The sequence below is a fragment of the Bacteroides sp. AM54-2NS genome (assembly GCF_003602935.1).
Lineage (GTDB): Bacteria > Bacteroidota > Bacteroidia > Bacteroidales > Bacteroidaceae > Bacteroides > Bacteroides xylanisolvens.
The window spans coordinates 32,210-54,697 of the sequence record NZ_QTMZ01000030.1; the positions used below are offsets into that span (position 1 = coordinate 32,210).

Annotated in this window: 14 protein-coding genes and 4 pseudogenes; 10 read left to right on the forward strand and 8 right to left on the reverse strand. The window is 42.8% G+C overall.

All coding sequences use genetic code 11. The features are described 5' to 3' along the window. Positions 1 to 7: 7 nt before the first annotated feature. From DXA05_RS17460 to DXA05_RS17470, 3 genes and pseudogenes are all read right to left on the reverse strand, one after another. Positions 8 to 3,031, reverse strand: a complete 3,024-nt coding sequence (locus DXA05_RS17460) for a TonB-dependent receptor (RefSeq protein ID WP_128859429.1) — start codon at positions 3,029 to 3,031, stop codon at positions 8 to 10. An 88-nt stretch (positions 3,032 to 3,119) separates the two neighbouring features. Then, positions 3,120 to 5,330, reverse strand: a complete 2,211-nt coding sequence (locus DXA05_RS17465; protein WP_128859430.1) for a glycoside hydrolase family 97 protein — start codon at positions 5,328 to 5,330, stop codon at positions 3,120 to 3,122. A gap of 198 nt (positions 5,331 to 5,528) precedes the next feature. After that, positions 5,529 to 7,381, reverse strand: a pseudogene (locus DXA05_RS17470) (glycoside hydrolase family 13 protein). A 243-nt stretch (positions 7,382 to 7,624) separates the two neighbouring features. Between DXA05_RS17470 and DXA05_RS17475 the strand changes: the two are divergent. Both DXA05_RS17475 and DXA05_RS17480 read left to right on the forward strand, forming a co-directional pair. Further along, complete coding sequence (locus tag DXA05_RS17475) at positions 7,625 to 9,220, forward strand: DUF6377 domain-containing protein (protein ID WP_128859431.1); 1,596 nt, start codon at positions 7,625 to 7,627, stop codon at positions 9,218 to 9,220. Positions 9,221 to 9,294: 74 nt separating this feature from the next. After that, a complete protein-coding gene (locus tag DXA05_RS17480; RefSeq protein ID WP_004312988.1) occupies positions 9,295 to 10,695 on the forward strand; it encodes an alkaline phosphatase in 1,401 nt (466 codons plus the stop codon). Positions 10,696 to 10,764: 69 nt separating this feature from the next. Here DXA05_RS17480 and efp read toward each other — a convergent pair whose 3' ends face one another. Further along, a complete protein-coding gene (gene efp, locus DXA05_RS17485; protein ID WP_004312989.1) occupies positions 10,765 to 11,331 on the reverse strand; it encodes an elongation factor P in 567 nt (188 codons plus the stop codon). Between the two features lie 192 nt (positions 11,332 to 11,523). Between efp and rpmH the strand changes: the two genes are divergently transcribed. The 7 genes and pseudogenes from rpmH (at position 11,524) to DXA05_RS17520 (ending at position 17,035) form a co-directional block, all read left to right on the forward strand. Continuing rightward, the gene (rpmH, locus tag DXA05_RS17490) at positions 11,524 to 11,682 is read left to right on the forward strand and encodes a 50S ribosomal protein L34 (protein WP_004299762.1); all 159 of its coding nucleotides are present in this window, start codon (positions 11,524 to 11,526) and stop codon (positions 11,680 to 11,682) included. A 371-nt stretch (positions 11,683 to 12,053) separates the two neighbouring features. Beyond that, positions 12,054 to 12,704, forward strand: a complete 651-nt coding sequence (locus tag DXA05_RS17495; RefSeq protein ID WP_049702285.1) for a PASTA domain-containing protein — start codon at positions 12,054 to 12,056, stop codon at positions 12,702 to 12,704. Between the two features lie 26 nt (positions 12,705 to 12,730). Beyond that, positions 12,731 to 13,804, forward strand: coding sequence for an RluA family pseudouridine synthase (locus DXA05_RS17500; RefSeq protein WP_087322816.1), 1,074 nt, complete (start codon positions 12,731 to 12,733; stop codon positions 13,802 to 13,804). After that, positions 13,801 to 14,774: pseudogene (locus DXA05_RS17505) on the forward strand (D-alanine--D-alanine ligase). Before DXA05_RS17500 ends, DXA05_RS17505 begins: the two are co-directional and overlap by 4 nt. Before the next feature lie 7 nt (positions 14,775 to 14,781). Then, positions 14,782 to 15,930 (forward strand): 1-acyl-sn-glycerol-3-phosphate acyltransferase, encoded by a 1,149-nt coding sequence (locus DXA05_RS17510; protein ID WP_128859433.1) that lies wholly within the window; start codon positions 14,782 to 14,784, stop codon positions 15,928 to 15,930. Next, positions 15,927 to 16,628 carry a NigD-like protein gene (locus DXA05_RS17515; protein WP_117683205.1) on the forward strand — a complete coding sequence of 234 codons (702 nt, stop codon included), beginning with the start codon at positions 15,927 to 15,929 and terminating at the stop codon, positions 16,626 to 16,628. The genes DXA05_RS17510 and DXA05_RS17515 overlap by 4 nt, the downstream gene beginning before the upstream one ends. 14 nt (positions 16,629 to 16,642) lie before the next feature. Further along, a complete protein-coding gene (locus DXA05_RS17520) occupies positions 16,643 to 17,035 on the forward strand; it encodes a rhodanese-like domain-containing protein (protein WP_004312995.1) in 393 nt (130 codons plus the stop codon). 177 nt (positions 17,036 to 17,212) lie between these two features. Here DXA05_RS17520 and DXA05_RS17525 read toward each other — a convergent pair. The 3 genes and pseudogenes from DXA05_RS17525 to proB form a co-directional block, all read right to left on the reverse strand. Further along, positions 17,213 to 18,167 (reverse strand): annotated as a pseudogene (locus DXA05_RS17525) (acetylornithine carbamoyltransferase). Between the two features lie 79 nt (positions 18,168 to 18,246). Then, a complete protein-coding gene (locus DXA05_RS17530; protein WP_008024469.1) occupies positions 18,247 to 19,503 on the reverse strand; it encodes a glutamate-5-semialdehyde dehydrogenase in 1,257 nt (418 codons plus the stop codon). 420 nt (positions 19,504 to 19,923) lie between these two features. Beyond that, positions 19,924 to 21,006 (reverse strand): glutamate 5-kinase, encoded by a 1,083-nt coding sequence (gene proB / locus DXA05_RS17535; protein WP_008024470.1) that lies wholly within the window; start codon positions 21,004 to 21,006, stop codon positions 19,924 to 19,926. Between the two features lie 105 nt (positions 21,007 to 21,111). Between proB and DXA05_RS17540 the strand changes: the two are divergent. Further along, a pseudogene (locus DXA05_RS17540) lies at positions 21,112 to 22,258 on the forward strand (pyridoxal phosphate-dependent aminotransferase). Here DXA05_RS17540 and DXA05_RS17545 read toward each other — a convergent pair. Next, on the reverse strand, positions 22,227 to 22,460 hold the full coding sequence (locus DXA05_RS17545) for a DUF2007-related protein (protein WP_004313000.1): 234 nt from the start codon (positions 22,458 to 22,460) through the stop codon (positions 22,227 to 22,229). The pseudogene DXA05_RS17540 and the gene DXA05_RS17545 sit on opposite strands and share 32 nt — an antisense overlap. Positions 22,461 to 22,488 lie beyond the last annotated feature (28 nt).

Consider the following 22,488-nt stretch of genomic DNA (forward strand, 5'->3'; position numbering starts at 1 on the left):
AGTAGGTTTAGAAATTAAGGCTTAAACCGATTAATGTAGTCAGAGGACGCGGATAAATATTGTTATCCAATCCCTTTTCTACTTCAGGGTCAAGTCCTTTGTATTTGGTGATAGTGAATACGTTCTGTACGGCTGCATATACGCGTCCGCCAATCGGAGCGCCAAACAGCTTTTTGAACGAATATCCCAAAGTGATATTGTCACATTTCATGAAGGAGGCATTCTGTACGAAGTAATCGGACAGTAAGGTGTTGTCGTTCTTGCTTTGGATATTGTTTGCCACTCCCATCAACGGGCGGTTGTTGAGTGCGCCGAATGAATAGACAGAGGTCGGGTTGCAGTCGGAACCGCCTGCTTCGACAGAGTTATACACATAGTTGTTCAGGCTGGCGCGCAGTGAGAAACTGAAATCCCATGACTTGTATGAAAGACGGGAAGTAAGTCCCATAAGTACGTCGGCTGTCGGCTTTTTGTAGAAGTAGCGGTCGTCACCGTTAATCGTTCCGTCTCCGTTGCGGTCTACAAATTCGTTCTCTATAGGCTTTCCATTCTCGTCATACACTTGCTGGTAAACATAGAAGGAAGAAGCCGGATGTCCTACGGCGTGCGCCATTGCTTTCATATCACGTCCGCCACCGATATTGTCTCCGGCAGCAACATAATAATTTTCGCTATCTCCGGTAGTTAATTTGGTGATTTCGTTTTTGTTGTAAGTGATATTGAAGCCAAGATCCCATGTCCAGTCGGTAGTTACAACCGGTTTTGAATTAATGGAGAATTCGATACCTGAATTTTCTAATGAACCGACGTTGGACAATACCTTGTTTTTGAAGTTCGTTCCGGCAGAAACGAATACGCTGTTCAGCAAATCGGTGGTCTTACGATAGTAATAATCCACAGCACCGTTGATGCGGTTGTTCAGGAATCCGAAGTCCAGACCTACATTATAAGTGGTCGTCTTTTCCCATTTCAAGTCCGGGTTGTATGCATTCGGGCGGTAAGTGATTCCCTCTCCCAGGATAGGATAGTAAGCCCCGTCTTTGTTTGTCTCATAAACAGCCAGGTACGGATAGTCGCCCGAATTGATATTCTGCTGACCGGTAATACCATAGCCAAGACGAAGTTTTAAATCCGAAAGTACATCAACATCTTTCAGGAAAGCTTCTTCTTTCAACTTCCATCCCAAGGCAAAAGACGGGAACAATCCCCAACGGTTGTTTTTGTGGAAACGGGAAGAACCATCCTGGCGTACGGTTGCCGTAAACAGGTAACGGTCCAGCAGTGTGTAATTGACACGACCGAAGAAAGATACAAGATAACTTTCCGTAGCCGAACCACTTGAGGTATTGTTGTAACGCTGACCTCTGTTCTCTACCACGTTGTTCGACAGCGGATAGAGTCCCCAATATTCCTGGTCGGACGTATCATGGAAGTGCTGCCATTCATAGCCTGCCATTACATCGAAACGATGTTTGTCAGTAAAATCTTTGCTGTATTGCAGGTAAGCATTCAAAGAGAGGTTGTACTTGTCTTTCTGTTCCCAGCCATAGCTGCCATAATAGTTGTTGGTCGAAGAATAGGGAGAGACATCCGTATATTGCTTACCCGTAGAGAGGTCCATGCCACCGTTCACGTGTGCGTGCAAGTCCGGCAAGAAATGAAACTTATAATCCAGTTCCAGATTACCGATTAAAGATTTGGAGATGGCACGGTCGTCCTTTTCTTCCAACAAGGCAACCGGATTACCCGGAGCATTGCCGTTGAAAGTACGTTTCCATGTGTCGTCATTCAAAGAAGAAGCGTCCGTATTCCATTGGAAATATCCGTCGAAATAATATTGATGGTAAGGATCGTCGGAGCGGACGGACTGTGTGGGGTCAAAGCTGACCGCAGAACCTACCGCACCACCGTCAGCGTAGCGGTTCTTGGCAATCATACCTTTCAGGTTGGCGTTTATTTTCAGATGGTCTTCAAAGAAAGAAGGAGCCAAGCTGACAGAAGCCGTATAACGTTCGAACTTGGATGTTTTCACAATACCGTTCTGGTTGGTATAACCGAACGATACACGGTAAGGCATATTCTTCAATCCACCGGAAATGGTGAGGTTATGGTCTGTACTTACGGCTGGGCGGAATATTTCTTTTTGCCAGTCGGTGTTGGCATTTCCTAATTTGCTATAAGCTTCGCTGTCTTCTCCCCAGATGTCTTTGATGAAAGAACGGAACTGGTCTCCGTCCATTACGTCGACGGTAGATTTCACAGTGCTGACAGATACATTGCCGTCATAAGAAATGGTAGGACGTGCGCCTGCCTGACCTTTCTTCGTTGTGATGATGATAACGCCATTGGAAGCACGCGAACCGTAGATGGCGGTAGCCGAAGCATCTTTCAATACGGTAAAGCTTTCAATATCATTCGGATTGACCATAGACAGAGGATTAGCCAAACCTTTCACCCCCTTATTATCCATTGCCAGACCGTCGATTACAATCAGCGGGTCGTTTTCCGCAGTCAGTGAAGAACCGCCACGAATACGAATCGTTGCTCCCTCGCCCGGAGCTCCGCCTTTGCTGATAACGCTTACACCGGCAATCTTACCAGTCATCATGTCCTGTGCGTTGGTAATCAAACCTTTATTTAGTTTGTCCGGTTTGATGGCCGTAACCGAACCGGTCATATCGTTCTTTTTTACCGAGCCGTAGCCGATAACGACTACTGCGTCCAGTACTTGAGAATCATCTTCCAATGTAACCATTACAGTAGAAGCTGCTTTCACTTCTGCTGATTTATAGCCGACGAATGAAACGGAAAGAATAGCATCTTTCGGTACATTCAACATAAAGTTACCATCGAAATCAGTTATTGTTCCATTGGTTGTACCTTTCACCAGTACGTTAGCACCGATGACAGGCTCACCCGTTGTGTCTTTCACATGCCCCTTGACAGCTATTTGCTGAGCAAATGCTCCAATGGAAAGGAAGAGTCCCACCAATAATGTGAGCAGGGCTTTTAGTCTTAAGCTCTTTTTCATGTCTCTAATTTAAAGTTATTTTATCAAAATCAAATATATCTCTCTAAAAAATACCTACTGAAAACTATATTCTCTTCAATCTTATTCCCTAAAATTTCTTTAGTCCTTTTACTTCCGCTTTATCCTTTACTTCCTTGATACTGATGGCATAACCGCCACCGTTGGCAGCGCGCAAGTTCAGTTTGCTTTTGTTTGTCAGGATACCTTTTTTGATGGTATAAGCTTGCGGATTTTCTTTCCAGTCGGCATCTTTAGCATCCGCATAAACAGTGGCAATGTATTGTTTTCCCGGTGTGAGGAAGTCGAATACCAGTTTGGAAGTATGACCGTTCTCACCGGCTGTACAACCTACATACCAGTCGCCTGTACCTTTTGCCTTACGGGCGATAGTGATATATTCTCCCGGTTCTGCTTCCAGATAGTTTGTTTCGTCCCAGTCGATTGCCACGTCTTTGATGAATTGGAAAGCATCCATGAAACGTTCGTAGTTTTCAGGAATATCGGCAGCCATTTGCAGCGGGCTGTACATGGTCACGTACAAGGCTAACTGGCGGGCGATGGTAGAACGTACCTGTGAATTGTTTGCAGGATTCATCTTGTTACAATGAGTTTCGAAGATACCCGGAGTGTAATCCATCGGGCCGCCGACCAAACGGGTGAAAGGAAGTATAGTTGTGTGATATACTTTGTTTCCGCCGAATGATTCGTATTCGGTTCCGCGTGCGGATTCGTTGCCGATTAAGTTAGGATACGTGCGGCAGATACCTGTCGGGCGGGTTGCTTCGTGAGCATTTACCATGATTTTGTAGTCGGCTGCTTTCGTCACTGCATACAGGTAGTGGTTGTTCATCCATTGTCCGTAGTGGTGTTCGCCGCGCGGAATGATATTGCCTACATAACCGCTCTTTACAGAATTGTAACCGTTGTCTACCATAAACTGGTAAGCCTTGTCCATATGGCGTTCGTAGTTGCGGACAGATGCGGAAGTTTCGTGGTGCATCATCATCTTGATACCTTTGCTCGCTGCGTAACGATGTACTTCTTTTACATCGAAATCCGGATACGGAGTGACGAAGTCGAATACATAGTCCTTGCTATTGCCGAACCAGTCTTCCCAACCTTCATTCCAGCCTTCTACCAATACAGCGTCGAACCCGTTTGCTGCGGCGAAGTCAATATAGCGTTTCACGTTGGCAGTGTTGGCAGAATGTTTGCCGTTCGGTTTGGTTTTAGAGTAATCTGTTTCTCCCAGTTTTACGCTGGTCAGTTCGTCGGTATAAGCCCATGAACCTTTTCCGGTAATCATATCCCACCATACGCCGATATATTTCACAGGCTTCACCCATGAAGCGGCATCTGCGATTTTGCATGGCTCATTCAGGTTCAGAGTGATGCGGGATGCAAGAATATTGCGGGCATCATCGCTGACGATAACGGTACGCCACGGAGTATTACAGGGAGTTTGCAGATAACCTTTGTCTCCTTTAGCATCCGGAGTCAGCCAGGATTCGAATACCATATTTTTGTCGTCCAGATTCAGGTGCATACATGAGTAATCGATGAGAGCAGCTTCGTGAAGATTGATATATAAACCGTCATCCGTTTTCATCATCAGTGCAGTCTGTACGCCTGTCTGTGAGAAAGGAGTCTGAGAAGAGTTCGGAGTAATGGCTTCTTTCATCAAACCTCTGATTTCTGACAGGCGGGAGATAGTGTAATCATATTCCTGAGTGTCATAGTCGCCCGGTATCCAGTAAGCGATGTGGTCGCCTGCCATTGCAAACTGGGAATGTTCTTCTTTGATGATGAAGTAGTTCAGAGATTTCTGCTGCGGGAATTCGTAGCGGAATCCTAAACCATCGTTGAACAACCGGAAACGGATAAGGATAGAACGGTCGTTCATGGGCTGATACAGCGTGGCTGCCAGTTCGTTATAATGATTGTGGATTTCTTTTTCTTCTCCCCATACCGGTTGCCAAGTTTCGTTGAATGTGGAAGTCTTGACGTCTTTCACTTCGAATCCGTTATAAAGATTAGTCTTTGAATCAAGTTTTGTCAGATCCCGGCGGTCTACCCAGTCGAAATCTGTGCGGGTATTATCTTCTTTCTTTAATTCCAGTCCCAGGGTACTTGGTTTGATAACCGTTTTGCCTTTATAAATCAAGTCGTACGTTGGAGCACCTTCTTTGTTAACCTGGAAGGTCATTACTAGATTTCCATCCGGCGAAGTGAGTTTCTGTTGTGCATTCGCTATAAACGAGATACAGAGAAATGCGATAAGCAAAAGATTCTTTTTCATTTTATTTTTATGGTATTAAATTGTGAGCTAACCTATGTTTTTATTCCTTTTGTTTCGGATATTGCAAATGTAGCGACCGTCTGAACTGAGTTTTCCAATTAGAATAAAAATACAAGTTAGTATAAACTTTATTATTTTGATTTATAGCTAAATAACTGCTTGGGTACTTCGGATAAATATAAGTCGTAGTGAACTTCTTTAAAAGGATAAAAGGTATATCCCACGGCTCGGAAGTGTTAAATCCTTTCCTAATTCTACTTTTTTATCTTCCAATACATTGTATGCAGAAGTATCAGGCAGTATTTCCCGGTAAGTATCCAAACTGATAGTCTGTTCCCGGTCTGTTCCATTCAGGAGAACAACGACTGATTTATCACCCTGTTTCCTTTCGTACGCATAGATGCCTTTACTCGGTGCGAAGTGTTTCAGTTTTCCTTTGGCTATGACTTCGTTTCCTTTTCTCCATTGGAGCAGTTTCTTCAGATAAGAGAAAGCTTCATTTTGTAGCGGAGTGCGGTTTGCCGCATCGAAGTAATTATGAGTATCATTTTGCCAGCCGCCCGGGAAGTCACAGCGAAGTGCTCCGTCACCGTTGGCTTTATCGGCAGCCATCAGGATCTCTGTCCCGTAATATATTTGTGGAATTCCGCGTGTTGTCAGAAGGAACACTAATGCTTGTTTGTATCGGTTTAGGTTTTTAGTATCCGCTTCCGAACGATAAAAACGGGAAGTGTCGTGATTATCCAGGAAAGTCAATAGATTCATCGGGTCAGCAAAGACGATATCTTGCGACAGGTATTCGTAAAGCCGGCACAGTCCGCCGTTCCAGTCGGTTGTTTCTTCATCAAAAGCCCTGTTCATATGTTCCATCAATGGGAAGTCCATGACAGTGGGCAGGTAGGTGTTTTTAGGATAGGTCAGTTTGCTGTCTTTTTGCCAATAAGAGATAAGTACATTGCTGCCTAACCAGGTTTCGCCTACAATATTGAATTTGGGATATTCTTCGTTCACTGCCTTGCACCAATGAGCCATCATGTCAAAGTCTGCATAAGGGTGCGTATCTTGGCGGATTCCGTTAATACCGGCATACTCTATCCACCAGATACTGCTCTGAATCAGATAAGTAGCTACATGGCGGTTCCGTTGGTTGAAATCCGGCATAACCTGGCTGAACCAACCGTCAACTGCTATTTTCTTTTCGTAATCAGAAGCATACGGGTCTAGTTGGGTGGCAGTCTAAAACTTGTCTGCACATAGTTGCCTTTGAAGTTGAACCAGTCTTTGGATGGCATATCCTTATATAGATAGTTTTCACTACCGCAGTGGTTGAAAATCATATCCATGACTACTTTCATCCCTTTGGCATGTGCCTGGTCTACAAGGTTCCGGAATTCTTCATTATTCCCAAAGCGGCGGTCTGCCTGATAATAATCAGTGATGGCATAACCGTGGTAAGAGCCTTCCTTCATGTCATTCTCCTGAATCGGATTCAGCCATATGCTCGTCACACCTAAGTCCGCGATATAATCCAGATGCTTTTCTATCCCTTTGAAATCACCGCCATGGCGGGCGAAGGAGTCGTTACGGTCTACTCTGGCTTCCAACATTCCGGAAATTATATCATTAGAAGAATCACCGTTAGCAAAACGATCCGGCATAATGAGATAAAGCACATCGCTAGAGTTGAAACCTTCTATCTGAGAAGAATCCGGCTTTCTTTCTTTGAGTTCATAAGGAATTACAGTCTGTTTTTTACCTTGTTTCAGAATCATGTTGAATGTCTGCGGGGCTGCTTCCGAGATATTCAGATAGACAATCAGATAATTTGGATTTTCTAGCTTGACAACCTCTTGCAAGGTGATGTCTTCGGAAGAGATACTGACTTCTGCAAATGCTATATGTTCTCCATATAGCAAAACCTGCAACTCCGGATTTTTCATACCTGCCCACCAAAAAGCAGGGACTACTTTTTTTATGACAGTTGCGGCATATACCGGGCTGCAACCAAATAGTAGTACAAGTAAGATTACAAATAGAAAATTCTTTTTCATGGTAACATAGATTTTAAATGTTTGCTCGGCGAACCGATGTTGCAAATGTAGGGGGATAGGGGAAAGCATTTGGGGACTAGAATATAAATATAAATACTTGTGATGCTCATTTTGTTGAAAATGAATGCATTGCTTGTGAAAAGACTATGAGAAAATACAAGTAGGAATTAAAATTATTTTGACCGTCTGTTTCATAATCATTACTATATTCATTATATTTGTGACATCTTTAAAAAGTAACCTATGAGAAATATAGCCTATATCTTAGCTTTTCTTTTAGTTTGTCCGACTTTACTGTTTGCGACACAGACGGATGATAATGCGGCAGTCCTTAAAAGACTGGATGATATTATAAATAAGAAAGAGACTTTTCAGGTTCAGAAAGAGAAAGCTATTGATGCGCTGAAAATGCAGCTCGCTCATTCGGTTGCTCCTGCTGATAAATATCGCTTGTATGGTTCTTTGTTCGATGCTTATCTTCATTATCAGGCAGATTCTGCACTTTATTATATAAACAGGAGACAACAGCTTCTCCCCCAACTGACCCGTCCGGAATTGGCAGATGAGATAATAATTGACCGTGCAACAGTATTGGGAGTGATGGGAATGTATATTGAAGCCATGAAAGAACTGGAGAGCATAAATTCGGAGAAGCTGGACAAACAAACATTACTATCCTATTATCAGACTTATCGTGCCTGTTATGGTTGGCTTGCAGACTATACCACTAATAAAGAGGAAAAGAAGAAATACCTGACAAAGACAGATTTATACAGGGACTCTATCATTGGTATAATGCCGCCCGAAATAAACCGTACGATTGTACTGGCTGAGAAATGTATCGTTACAGGTAAGGCTGATACAGCTTTGGTGATGCTCAGCGACGCGTTGAAGGATGCGGTTGACGAACGTCAGAAAGTCTATATCTACTATACGCTGTCCGAAGCATATGGCATGAAAGGCGATATGGAAAAAGAAGTATATTATCTGATATTGACAGCTATTGCCGATTTGGAATCTTCGGTCAGGGAATATGCTTCATTGCAGAAACTGGCACACTTGATGTATGAACTGGGCGATGTAGACCGCGCTTACAAATATCTGAGCTGTTCGATGGAAGACGCCGTAGCTTGCAATGCCCGCCTGCGTTTTATTGAGGTGACGGAGTTCTTTCCTATTATCGACAAGGCTTATAAACTGAAGGAAGAAAAAGAACGTGTGGTTTCACAGGCAATGCTTGTCAGCGTCAGTCTGTTGTCTTTCTTTCTCCTTATTGCTGTTTTCTATTTGTATCGTTGGATGAAGAAACTGTCTGCCATGCGGCGTGACTTAAGCTTGGCGAACAAACAAATGCAGGCAGTAAACAAAGAACTGGAACAGACGGGGAAAATTAAAGAGGTGTATATCGCCCGCTATCTGGACAGATGCGTCAACTATCTGGATAAGCTGGAAACTTACCGTCGTTCACTGGCGAAGCTGGCTATGGCGTCACGTATTGAAGACTTGTTCAAAGCCATCAAGTCCGAGCAGTTTATCCGTGACGAGCGGAATGAATTCTATAATGAGTTTGATAAGTCTTTCCTGAAACTGTTCCCGAACTTTATTACCGCCTTTAATGAACTGCTGGTAGAAGAAGGGCGCATATACCCGAAATCCGATGAACTGCTGACAACGGAACTCCGCATTTTTGCCCTTATTCGCCTGGGAGTGATAGATAGTAACAAGATAGCCCATTTTCTGGGCTACTCTTTGGCGACTATCTATAATTATCGTAGCCGGATGCGTAACAAGGCTGCCGGTGATAAGGACAGGTTTGAGCAATATGTGATGAATTTGTAATATGGCATCCGGATAATTTCTTCTTTTTTTTCTACCTTTGTAGACAAATAATCTAAAAATAAATATACTAGAGAATGAAAAAGTTAATCTACACATTGTTCTTTGTCTTTATCTCCGTTGTAGCCAACGGGCAGGCAAAGTACGTATTCTATTTCATCGGGGATGGAATGGGAGTCAATCAGGTAAATGGTACGGAGATGTATCAGGCGGAAATTCAAAATGGACGCATTGGCGTCGAGCCTTTGTTGTTTACTCAATTCCCGGTTGCTACTATGGCAACTACTTTCTCTGCTAAAAATTCAGTAACCGACTCTGCTGCTGCAGGTACTGCATTAGCAACAGGCAAGAAGACCTATAATCATGCAATTTCTGTGGGAGAGGACAAGAATGCTATTCAGACTGTAGCTGAAAAGGCAAAGAAAGCTGGTAAGAAAGTTGGTGTAACTACTTCTGTTAGTGTAGATCATGCTACTCCTGCCGCATTCTATGCACATCAACCCGATCGTAATAGATATTATGAAATAGCTTTGGATTTGCCAAAAGCAAATTTCGATTTCTATGCAGGCGGTGGTTTTCTTAAACCGACTACATCTTTTGACAAGAAAGAAGCTCCAAGTATTTTCCCTATTTTTGAAGAAGCCGGATATACAGTAGCACGTGGCTACAATGACTATAAGGCAAAAGCTGCAAAAGCAGAAAAGATGATCCTGATTCAGGAAGAAGGTGCTAATCCATCTTGTTTACCCTATGCTATCGATCGTAAAGAAGGTGATTTGACTTTAGCGCAGATTACAGAAAGTGCCATTGATTTTCTTACTAAAGATAATAAGAAAGGGTTTTTCTTGATGGTAGAAGGTGGCAAAATAGACTGGGCGTGTCATGCGAATGATGCTGCTACAGTGTTCAACGAAGTAAAGGATATGGATAATGCTATCAAGGTAGCTTATGAGTTTTATAAAAAGCATCCGAAAGAAACCCTTATTGTCGTTACTGCCGACCATGAAACAGGTGGTATCGTGCTGGGTACAGGAAAATATGAATTGAACCTGAAAGCATTGCAGCATCAGAAACATTCTGCTGACGGACTTTCACAACGTATCAGCGAATTGAGAAAATCAAAAGGCAATAAAGTGACTTGGGAAGATATGAAAACATTCCTAGGCGAAGAAATGGGTTTCTGGAAACAATTCCCTATTTCTTGGGAACAGGAAAAGAAATTACGTGATGAGTTTGAAAAATCATTCGTGAAGAATAAAGTCGTATTTGCTGAAAGTATGTATTCTAAGAGTGAACCGATGGCTGCACGTGCTAAGGAAGTGATGGATGAGATTGCTATGGTAGGTTGGGTAAGTGGCGGTCACTCTGCCGGTTATGTACCTGTATTCGCTATCGGCGCAGGTTCTCAACTGTTTGGAGAAAAGATTGATAACACGGAGATTCCTAAAAGAATTGCGAAAGCAGCCGGATACAAATAAATATCGGTAAAGACATAAAAAAACCGGGAGTCCAAAAACTTCCGGTTTTTTTATATATGTTCTTGTCAATTATGCTTTTACACGTCCTACGTAAGAACCATCGCGAGTGTCGATTTCAATTGTTTCACCTTCGTTGATGAACAATGGAACACGTACGGTTGCTCCTGATTCTACAGTGGCAGGTTTCAGCGTGTTGGTAGCTGTATCACCTTTCACGCCCGGTTCTGTATAAGTCACTTTCATTTGAACCTTGATCGGCATATCTGCATAAAGAACAGTTTCTGTAGAAGCGTCAGAAACAACTTCCAATACTGCACCTTCGAGCAGGAAGTCAACACCGTTAATCAAATCGTGAGCGATAGGGTGTTGGTCGAATGTTTCTTGGTTCATGAAGATATAATCTTCTCCTTCTTTATACAAAAATTGGTACGGACGACGTTCTACGCGTACATCTTCCAACTTTTCACCGATGTTGAAACGGCGTTCGAGAACGTAACCGCTGACTACATCTTTCAGTTTAGTACGCATGAAAGTATTACCTTTACCTGGTTTTACATGCAGGAATTCGATACAGAAATAGAGCTTTCCGTCCATACGGATACAAGTTCCGTTTTTGATGTCTTGAGCATTAATCATACTGCTATTTTTCTTAATATATTATTGTTATTTAATTGTTTTCGCAGGAATTCGACTGCAAAAGTAATCTAAATCAGTAAAAAACACAAAAACTTTTGAGCAAAAATGAGTTATCTCTTGGTTAATTTAAAAAAAGTGCCTATTTTTGCAGCCCGATTACGTAGAATAATAACATAAAAACAAGATACAGTAATGAAAAGAACATTTCAACCCTCTAACAGAAAGAGAAAGAACAAACACGGTTTCCGTGAGAGAATGGCATCGGCTAATGGTCGTAGAGTATTAGCTGCTCGTCGTGCGAAAGGCAGAAAGAAACTGACTGTTTCTGATGAGTACAACGGACAAAAGTGATAATCACTTGTCATCAGGAAACAAAAAAGGCGGGGAATTTAATCTTCGCCTTTTTTGTTTCCTGATTTTCAGGAGAATAGTATGTTAAAAAGCGCTATTGTTTGCTCTTGTTTATGACTTTTTGCTTTTCTTTGTGGAATAGAACAAGACTCATAAACAAACATACGTAATAGAAGAGCAGATTCGGGGGATTTGAAACCCCGCATAAATATAATAAGGTTGTTGAAATCTATAGGAGTGGGGATTATAGTTGCAGCAATTCTGGCGATGATAAGCGTTCTTGCATAATAGATGAGGACATTTTTCATCGCCTACTTTTTAAAAGTTCAACTATTTTGTCGTATCTTTGGCGCATATTAACAGCAATGCGTATGACTATTAAAGAATTCTTTTCTTTTAAAACAAATAAATTCTTCTGGGTGAACATTATCGCCATGATTGTTGTGGTGGTAGTGATGATATTCGGTGTATTGAAATGGCTTGATATACATACTCATCATGGTGAAACTGTTGCCGTTCCCGATGTGAAAGGGATGACGGTGGACGAAGCAGCGAAAATGTTCCGGAATCACGGTTTGGTATATGTGATTTCCGATACCAAATATGTAAAGGATAAAGCAGCAGGTATCATTCTCGAACTGAAGCCGGGAGTCGGCGAGAAAGTGAAAGAAGGACGTACGGTATATCTGACTGTCAATACGTTGGATGTCCCTTTGCGTGCTATTCCTGATGTGGCGGACAACAGCTCGCTCCGCCAGGCGCAGGCTAAATTGCTAAATGCCGGTTTCAAACTGAATCAGGTTCAATTGGTAAATGGTGAGAAAGACTGGGTATACGGCGTGAAGTACCAGGGACGCCAGTTGGCTGCGGGTGAGAAAATACCTGTGGGATCTTCGTTAACATTGATGGTCGGAAACGGCTCCGGTGATACGTCGGAAGAAGATTCAGCCGATGTTTCCGTAGATACGGACCAGCCGATTACGTCGGAATCATCATCTGCTCAAGATGATAGTTGGTTTTAATAGATAAATAACAGAAACGGACTCGCATGATAGAGGAAGAACTTCCGGATGAACTGGAGAATGATTTGGATGATATAGAACCTGTCGGTGACGAATTCCAGCTTTACGAACACTTCCGCGTGGTTGTAGATAAGGGACAGGCGATGGTCAGAGTCGACAAATATCTGTTCGAACGTATTGTCAATGCTTCGCGCAACCGTATTCAGAAGGCTGCCGAAGGCGGATTCGTTATGGCCAATGGCAAGCCGGTGAAGAGTAGCTACAAAGTGAAACCGCTGGATGTCATAACGGTGATGATGGATCGCCCCCGTTATGAAAACGAAATTATTCCTGAAGATATTCCCCTTACTATTGTTTATGAAGATCCATACGTAATGGTGGTGAATAAACCGGCAGGGTTGGTAGTGCATCCGGGACACGGAAACTATCACGGCACGCTGGTCAATGCGCTGGCTTGGCACATGAAGGATATACCGGATTACGATGCCAATGACCCGCACGTGGGACTTGTTCATCGCATCGACAAAGATACTTCGGGCTTGCTGGTGATTGCCAAGACACCGGATGCCAAAACAAATCTGGGACTCCAATTTTTTAATAAGACTACCAAACGCAGATATCGTGCTCTGGTGTGGGGCGTTGTGGAACAGGATGAAGGAACGATTGTCGGTAATATCGCCCGCAATCCGAAAGACCGGATGCAGATGGCGGTGATGTCCGACCCGACGGTGGGCAAGCATGCCGTTACGCACTACCGTGTATTGGAAAGACTGGGCTACGTAACCCTTGTGGAATGTATACTTGAAACAGGACGTACCCATCAGATTCGTGTCCACATGAAGCATATCGGCCATGTATTATTCAATGACGAACGCTATGGCGGGCATGAGATACTGAAAGGAACTCATTTTAGTAAATACAAACAGTTTGTAAATAATTGCTTTGACACTTGTCCCCGACAGGCTTTGCATGCTATGACGTTGGGGTTTGTGCATCCCGTCACAGGTGAGGAGATGTACTTTACTTCCGAACTTCCGGATGACATGACCCGGCTTATCGAGAAGTGGAGAGGCTATATAAGTAATAGAGAATTAGAATGAAACGCAACATCGCTATCGTAGCAGGAGGGGATACCTCTGAAATCGTAGTTTCCCTGCGTAGTGCACAGGGCATTTATTCCTTTATTGATAAGGAAAAGTATAATTTGTATATCGTGGAGATGGAAGGCCGTCGCTGGGAAGTACAATTGCCGGACGGAAATAAAGTGCCGGTAGATAGAAATGACTTTAGTTTTACGAACGGAACGGAAAAGGTTGTGTTCGACTTTGCTTATATCACCATCCATGGTACGCCCGGTGAGGATGGTCGCCTGCAAGGCTATTTTGATATGATGCGTATACCGTATTCCTGTTGTGGAGTATTGGCGGCTGCCATTACATACGACAAGTTTACCTGCAATCAATATCTGAAAGCTTTTGGAGTACGCATTGCCGAATCATTGTTGCTGCGCCAGGGACAATCGATTTCTGACGAGGAAGTAGTGGAAAAGATCGGTCTGCCTTGTTTTATCAAGCCTAGTCTGGGAGGTTCGAGCTTCGGAGTTACGAAAGTAAAGACAAAAGAACAAATACAGCCGGCCATTGTTAAAGCTTTCGGAGAGGCGCAAGAAGTACTTGTAGAAGCGTTTATGGATGGAACGGAACTGACTTGCGGCTGTTATAAGACAAAAGAGAAGACAGTTATCTTCCCGCCTACGGAAGTGGTGACGCACAATGAGTTCTTTGATTACGATGCTAAATATAATGGACAGGTAGATGAAATCACTCCTGCGCGTATCTCGGACGAACTGACCAAGCGTGTGCAGATGTTGACTTCGGCTATCTATGATATATTAGGTTGCTCCGGCATTATCCGTGTAGATATATTGTGACTGCCGGTGAAAAACTGAATCTTCTCGAAGTAAACACTACTCCGGGAATGACTACTACCAGCTTTATTCCCCAGCAGGTGCGTGCAGCCGGACTGGATATAAAGGATGTGATGACCGATATTATTGAAAATAAATTTTAATCACGTGATGGATCTGACAGAGTTTAATGAAATTCGTCCTTACAATGATGAGGAACTTCCTCAAGTCTTTGAGGAACTGATTGCCGACCCGGCTTTTCAGAAAGCTGCTACCGGGGCTATACCGAACGTTCCATTTGAACTTCTGGCGCAGAAAATGCGTGCCTGTAAGACTAAACTTGATTTTCAGGAGGCATTTTGCTATGGCATTTTGTGGAAGATAGCGGCAGATCATACCGCCGGACTGACACTGGATCATACCGCCATACCGGATAAAAGTAAAGCTTATACGTATATATCGAATCATAGAGACATTATTCTCGATTCGGGCTTTCTCTCTATTTTGTTGATTGACCAGGGAATGGATACGGTAGAAATAGCGATTGGAGATAATTTGCTGATTTATCCCTGGATTAAGAAACTGGTGCGTGTCAATAAATCATTTATTGTGCAGCGGGCATTGACAATGCGGCAGATGTTAGAATCTTCGGCACGTATGTCCCGTTATATGCATTACACCATTTCGGAAAAAAATCAGTCTATTTGGATTGCGCAGCGTGAAGGACGCGCAAAAGATTCGAATGACCGTACGCAAGACAGTGTGTTGAAAATGCTGGCAATGGGTGGTGAAGGTGATTTGATAGACCGTTTGGTGGAAATGAATATTGCTCCGCTTGCTATTTCATACGAATATGACCCGTGTGATTTTCTGAAAGCGCAGGAGTTTCAGTTGAAGAGAGACATCGAAGGGTATAAGAAGACGACGCAGGACGATTTGATTAATATGCAAACCGGCCTTTTCGGATATAAAGGCAGAGTACATTTTCAGGTTGCCCCTTGTCTGAATGATGATCTGAAAGAGTTGGACCGTTCGTTGCCGAAACCGGATTTGTTTGCCCGTATCTCTGCCTGTCTTGACCGCCGTATTCATCGTAACTACCGGATATATCCGGGAAATTATGTGGCGTACGATTGGTTGAATGGCACGACGGAATTCGGGGCCAATTACACGGAAGAAGAGAAACAACAGTTTATGAACTATATTGAACAACAATTGGCAAAGATCAAGATTCCGAATAAGGATGAAGACTTTTTGCGTGAGAAGTTGTTATTAATGTATTCCAATCCGTTAGTTAATTATTTAGCAGCTTGCCGATGAAAAGAAGAAAATTACATGTTATTTGGTTGTGGGGATTGCTTTTCCTGATGACTGCCTGTGGAGATGATGATTATTATTATCCTTCGGTGAAACTGGAATTTGTGACTGTAGAGGCCGGGGAAGACGGTCGTATACAAACGCTTATTCCTGATAAGGGAGAGGCTTTGCCTGTGGCGGAAGACCGTACGGGTTCTACTATTGCCGCAAATACCTCCAGACGTGTAATGAGTAACTATGAAGTGCTTCCGGATGGAAGTGCGGCTACTATATATTCTTTGCAATCGCTCATTGTGCCGGTGCCTAAGCCGGAAGATGATCCGGTGTATAAAGACGGTATAAAGCAAGATCCGGTAGAGGTGGTCAGTATCTGGCTGGGGCGGGATTATCTGAATATGATTCTGAATCTAAAAGTCAGTACAGGCAAAGGACATACCTTCGGCATAGTGGAAGATGTGTCTGAACTTAAAACAAATGGTATTGTGAATATGTTATTATACCATGATGCGAACAGTGATGAAGAATACTATAATCGGCGTGCTTATATCTCTGTTCCTTTGGCGCAATATATTGATGAGGAGCATCCTGGCCGGACCATAAATATTAAGTTTAAATATTGTACGTACGATAAGGATGGCTCTGCGGTAGTATCTGAAAAGTATTGTGATCCCGGGTTTAACTATATTCCTGGGCAGAATTGAATAATAGAGTATATATGTTTAAATTGAATCAATTAATCGTGGGGATATTTTTATTTCTCTCTTCCCTTTTCTCTTGTCAGCAGAAAGGAGATTTTCAATCTATGAATGTAGAGGAGTTTGATTCTCTTATTCAGAATGAGGATATACAACGTCTGGATGTCCGTACACTTGCGGAATATTCGGAGGGGCACATCACGAAGACAATCAACATCAATGTGATGGATGATTCTTTTGCTTCAATGGCTGATTCATTATTACAGAAGGATAAACCGGTGGCTGTGTATTGTCGTAGTGGTAATCGGAGCAAGAAGGCTGCGGCAATTTTGAGTGAGAAGGGCTATAAGGTCTTTGAACTTGATAAAGGATTTAATTCCTGGCAGGAGGCTGGCAAAGAAATAGAGAAATAGGGTAAAGTAAAGAGCGGGCGGTAAGTAATAGCCTGCTTTTATTTTAAATACAATAAGAACAAAAGAACATCTCAATTTTCAAATCCTGTTTTTATATTTATAAGTAGGATTTTAAGGAGATGTTCTTTTGTTCTTATGCGTTGATGGAAAAGGCTTTTCGGCCTCTTTATTTTTCGGTTATTTTAGTCCTTCCAATAGTCTCTTCAGAACGACAGTTGCCGAGATTTCACGATTAGCAGCTTCCGGAATAACGATTGATTGCGGGCTTTCGATCACATCGTCTGTCACAATCATATTTCTGCGAACCGGAAGACAATGCATGAAATAAGCGTTGTTGGTAACTGCCATTTGACGGTCGCTGACTGTCCAATCACGATCTTTACTTAATATCTGTCCGTAATTGTCGCCAGAATAAGCTGCCCAGTTCTTGGCATATATAAAGTCGGCTCCTTCGAAAGCCTTCATCTGGTCGTATTCTACTTTTGCGTTGCCTACAAATTGCGGGGCGAGTTCATAACCTCGGGGTGGGTGATGACAAATTCGTAATCCGTTGCGTTCATCCATTCGGCAAAAGAATTGGGAACAGCTTGTGGCAATGGACGTGGATGTGGAGCCCAGGTCATGACCACTTTAGGACGTGCTGTTTTCTTGTATTCTTCAATGGTAATCAAGTCGGCAAAGCTCTGCAATGGGTGGCGTGTTGCCGCTTCCATCGAAAAGACGGGACGTCCGGAGTATTGGATAAATTGATTGATAATCGTTTCCTGATAGTCAAAGTCGCGGTTTTCGAAACGGGCGAAAGAACGTACTCCGATGAGATCACAATAACAGCCCATCACCGGAATGGCTTCTAAGATATGTTCCGGTTTATCGCCATCCATAATTACGCCACGTTCGGTTTCCAATTTCCATGCACCTTGATTGATATCTAGTACCATTACATTCATTCCCAAGTTGATTGCAGCTTTCTGTGTGCTAAGGCGGGTGCGCAGACTGGAGTTGAAGAAGATCATCATCAAAGTCTTGTTTCGTCCCAGTTCTACATATTTGAAACGATCTTTTTTAATTTCGAATGCTTCTGCAAGGCTGATTTTAAATCGCCGATGTCCTGTACGCAAGTAAATTTCTTCATATCATTTATCTTTTAATTCTTAATTTTCAATTAGTTTCGTTCAATACCTTGTTTGATTTTTAACGATAACGGTATCGTCTCAATTTCTTCTCGTTTGCCCGTCTCCTTCGATGACCCATTTGTAAGAGGTGATCTCTTCCAGTCCCATCGGACCGCGCGCATGTAGTTTTTGCGTACTGATTCCGATTTCTGCTCCTAATCCGAATTGCGCTCCGTCAGTGAAGGCAGTAGATACATTGGTGTATACGCAAGCTGCATCCACAATCTTTGTGAATAAGGCTGCACGTTCCTTGTTTTCGGTAACAATACACTCGCTATGTTTGGAGCTGTTTTCCTGAATATGGCCTAAGGCATCTTCGAAGCTTTTTACGGTCTTGACAGCCATTTTATAATCCAGAAACTCTGTGCCGAAACTTTCTGCTTTGGCGTGTTCCAGAAGTTCGGCAGGATAGCGGCCTTCTAATGCTTGATAAGCCTGTGCGTCAGCATAGATAATGACATGGCTGTCTTTTAGTTTCTCGCAAAGCATAGGGAGATCGGTCAGTCTTTTCTCATGTATAATGGTGCAGTCCAGCGCATTACATACGCTAACCCTGCGTGTCTTCGCATTGTGAATAATAGCTGCCCCCTTGTTTACATCTCCAAATTCATCAAAGTAAGTGTGACAGATACCTGCCCCTGTTTCAATAACGGGAATTTTTGCATTCTCGCGTACGAAATGAATCAGGCTGCTGCTGCCTCTGGGGATAATCAGGTCTACGTAACCCACAGCATTCAGCAATGCTGCCGTAGCTTCTCTATCAGCCGGAAGTAGTTCTACAATGTGTGGATTGATATTGAATTTCTTCAATACTTCGTGAATCACACTGATGATAGCCCGGTTGGAACAATCGGCATCACTTCCTCCTTTCAATATGCAGGCATTTCCACTCTTTAGACAAAGGGAGAAAACATCAAAACTGACATTCGGACGGGCTTCATAAATAATTCCTATCACTCCGAAAGGAACGCTGACTTTTGTCAATCTCATCCCATTGGGGCGAACACTTTCTTTCAACACTTTACCCAAAGGAGAGGGGAGTGTCGCTACATTGCGTGTGTCGGCAGCAATGCCTTTTAAACGTTCTTCCGTCAATTTCAACCGGTCGTACTTCGGATCATTTTTGTCCATCCGTGCGAGGTCTTTTTCATTCTCTGCAAGAATGAAAGGTGTTTCTGCAATTGCTGCGTCAGCTACTGCATTTAAAATCTGATTGATGATGTCATCATTCAGCAAGGCTAATTCCCGACTTGCCACCTGTACGGCAGCAAAGGTCTCGTTTAAATTTGTAGTCATTTGCTCCTTTTTTGCATTAAATGGAAAGATAAACTATGCAAATATAGTGAATGATGTGAATAAAACTTGTTGAAAACAGAAATAAATGTTGCTTTTGTGATGGTATATAGATTGTAGAGACATATAGTTCTAATTTCGTATCTCTTTTTCTGATTAGTTGAAAATTCATTTCGGTATAGAAATGAGGTAAACTCATACAATTATAATTCAAAAAAACTTCCGTAAACATTCTCAAGTATACTTATCCCTATGAGAAAAAATACTCATAGATATGAGAAGAAATACTCATTATAATGAGAACTTTTTCTCATTGCAGTGAGAATATACCCTTGTTAGAATAGGCTGAAACAGTTCATTGCTGTTTCAGAAACAAGCTAATTTTAGTCTAAAATCGGATAAAACAGAAATTCTTATTATTAATTATTCAATGTATAGATAGTCATAATGTACTACCGGTTTCTTTCCATGCTTACCGATTGCTTCTTGCACCTGTTTGGAATCGCAGTTCACCTTTCCAACGCCCACTTGATTTCCTTGAAAGTCCATGATACGCACAATGTCATCTTTTTCAAATTCACCTTCAACGTGAGTAATTCCGATGGGGAGGATGCTGACAGCCTTTTCAGAGTTTAGAACTTCTGTCGCACATTCGTTGATGTGAATTTCTCCTTTAGCAAACCCCTCGCTATGAGCAATCCATTTTTTTACACTGGATACCGGTTCGTTTGAAGGGATAAAACGTGTACAAAGCGTTTCTTTCGGATGCTGAAGCAAATCTACCAGAATATTATCCCGTTTCCCGTTGGCAATAATCACTGTAATTCCTTCATCAGCTACTTTGCGGGCAATATTTGTTTTCGTCAACATTCCTCCCCGTCCGAAACTGGACTTCGTTGCCTGAATATAATTGGATAAATCTTTTCCGTGATCGATCTCCCGGATAACAGAAGAACCCGGATCGGCAGGAGAACCATTATAGATTCCGTCGATATTACTTAAGATAATGAGAGCCTGTGCATCCATCATGGAAGCGATGAGTCCGGACAATTCATCATTATCAGTGAACATAAGCTCGCTGACGGAAATTGTATCATTCTCGTTGACAATAGGAATAACATTGTTTTCAAGCATTACCGTCATACAGTTTTTCTGATTCAGATAATGGCGGCGGGTACCAAAACTTTCTTTCGTGGTTAACACCTGACCAACAGGAATACTATGCTCGCGGAAAAGTTCGTAGTAACGGTTGATGAGCTTAGCCTGACCTACGGCAGAAAACAACTGGCGTTGGTCTACACTATCGAGTTTTTTCTGTGGATGCACTTCACTGCGCCCGGAAGCAACAGCTCCCGAAGAAATCAGAATGATTTCCACCCCGGATTTATGTAATTCTGCTATCTGGTCAACAAGTGCCGACATACGGGTAACGTCCAGCGTTCCGTCGCGGCGTGTCAATACATTGCTTCCTACTTTTACTGCGATTCGTGTAAATTCCTGTTTCATTCCTACTAACGATTTGAAAGCACAAATATAGAGCTTTTTACCGATATGTTACCAAAACAGGCTAAAAAGAATTATCTTTGCAGTCAGATAGAGAAAAGAAAAACAATGAAACATACAAACCCACAAGTAGAACAGATGACCTCTTTCATCGTAATGGATGTGTTGGAGAGGGCGAACGAATTGCAAAAACAAGGCATTGATATTATTCATCTGGAAGTTGGCGAACCCGATTTTGATGTGCCGGCCTGTGTGGCGGAAGCGGCAAAAGCGGCTTATGATCGTCATCTGACTCATTATACACATTCTTTAGGTGATCCGGAACTGCGACGGGAAATTGCCGCTTTTTATCTGCGCGAATATGGGGTAACGGTAGATCCGGATTGTATTGTCGTGACTTCCGGGTCTTCTCCTTCTATTCTTCTTGCATTGATGTTGCTCTGCAATCCGGATAGTGAAGTGATTCTTTCCAATCCGGGGTACGCTTGCTATCGCAATTTTGTGTTGGCTACGCAAGCCAAACCTGTTTTGGTTCCTTTGTCTAAAGAATATCTGCAATACGATATAGAGGCTATCCGTAAGTGTGTGAATCCGCATACTGCAGCTATCTTTATCAATTCTCCGATGAATCCGACCGGAATGTTGTTGGATGAAAAATTCTTGAGGACGTAGCTGCATTAGGAGTTCCTGTCATTTCAGATGAAATTTATCACGGCCTTGTGTATGAGGACGTGCGCACAGCATCCTTGAATATACCGATCAGGCTTTTGTCCTGAACGGATTCTCTAAACGCTTTGCGATGACGGGGCTTCGGTTGGGTTATTTGATCGCACCTAAATCTTGTATGCGATCTTTGCAAAAGTTACAGCAAAATCTGTTTATCTGTGCGTCCAGTGTTGCCCAGCAGGCAGGGATTGTCGCATTGCGGCAGGCTGAACCGGACGTGGAACGGATGAAGCTGGTTTATGATGAGCGTCGCCGATATATGATTGCCCGTCTCCGGGAAATGGGTTTTGAAATAAAAGTAGAACCTCAAGGGGCATTTTACATTTTTGCTGACGCACGCAAATTTACTACCGACTCTTATCGTTTTGCATTCGATGTACTCGAACATGCACACGTCGGTATTACTCCCGGGGTAGATTTTGGTACGGGAGGCGAAGGATATGTACGTTTCTCCTATGCAAACTCATTGGAGAATATCCGTGAAGGACTCGACCGTATCAGTCGTTATCTTTCTCGGCCCGGCTCCTGATAAGTGCGGTGGCCGCTTCGTATTGATCCTCGGTGACAAGAACGGATACGGAAGGAGCGATATAGGGTGCCAGTGTACCCATAATCCCATCTTTGATTACGCAACGGATGTCATTGCTTTCTAATAGCCCTTTGATGATCTCGGCTTCCCATGGGGATCCGGAGAATACTTCTATTGCTTTGCTATAATCTTCTTCTTTCATGATCTTGCTTATTAGGGGTTATCTACAA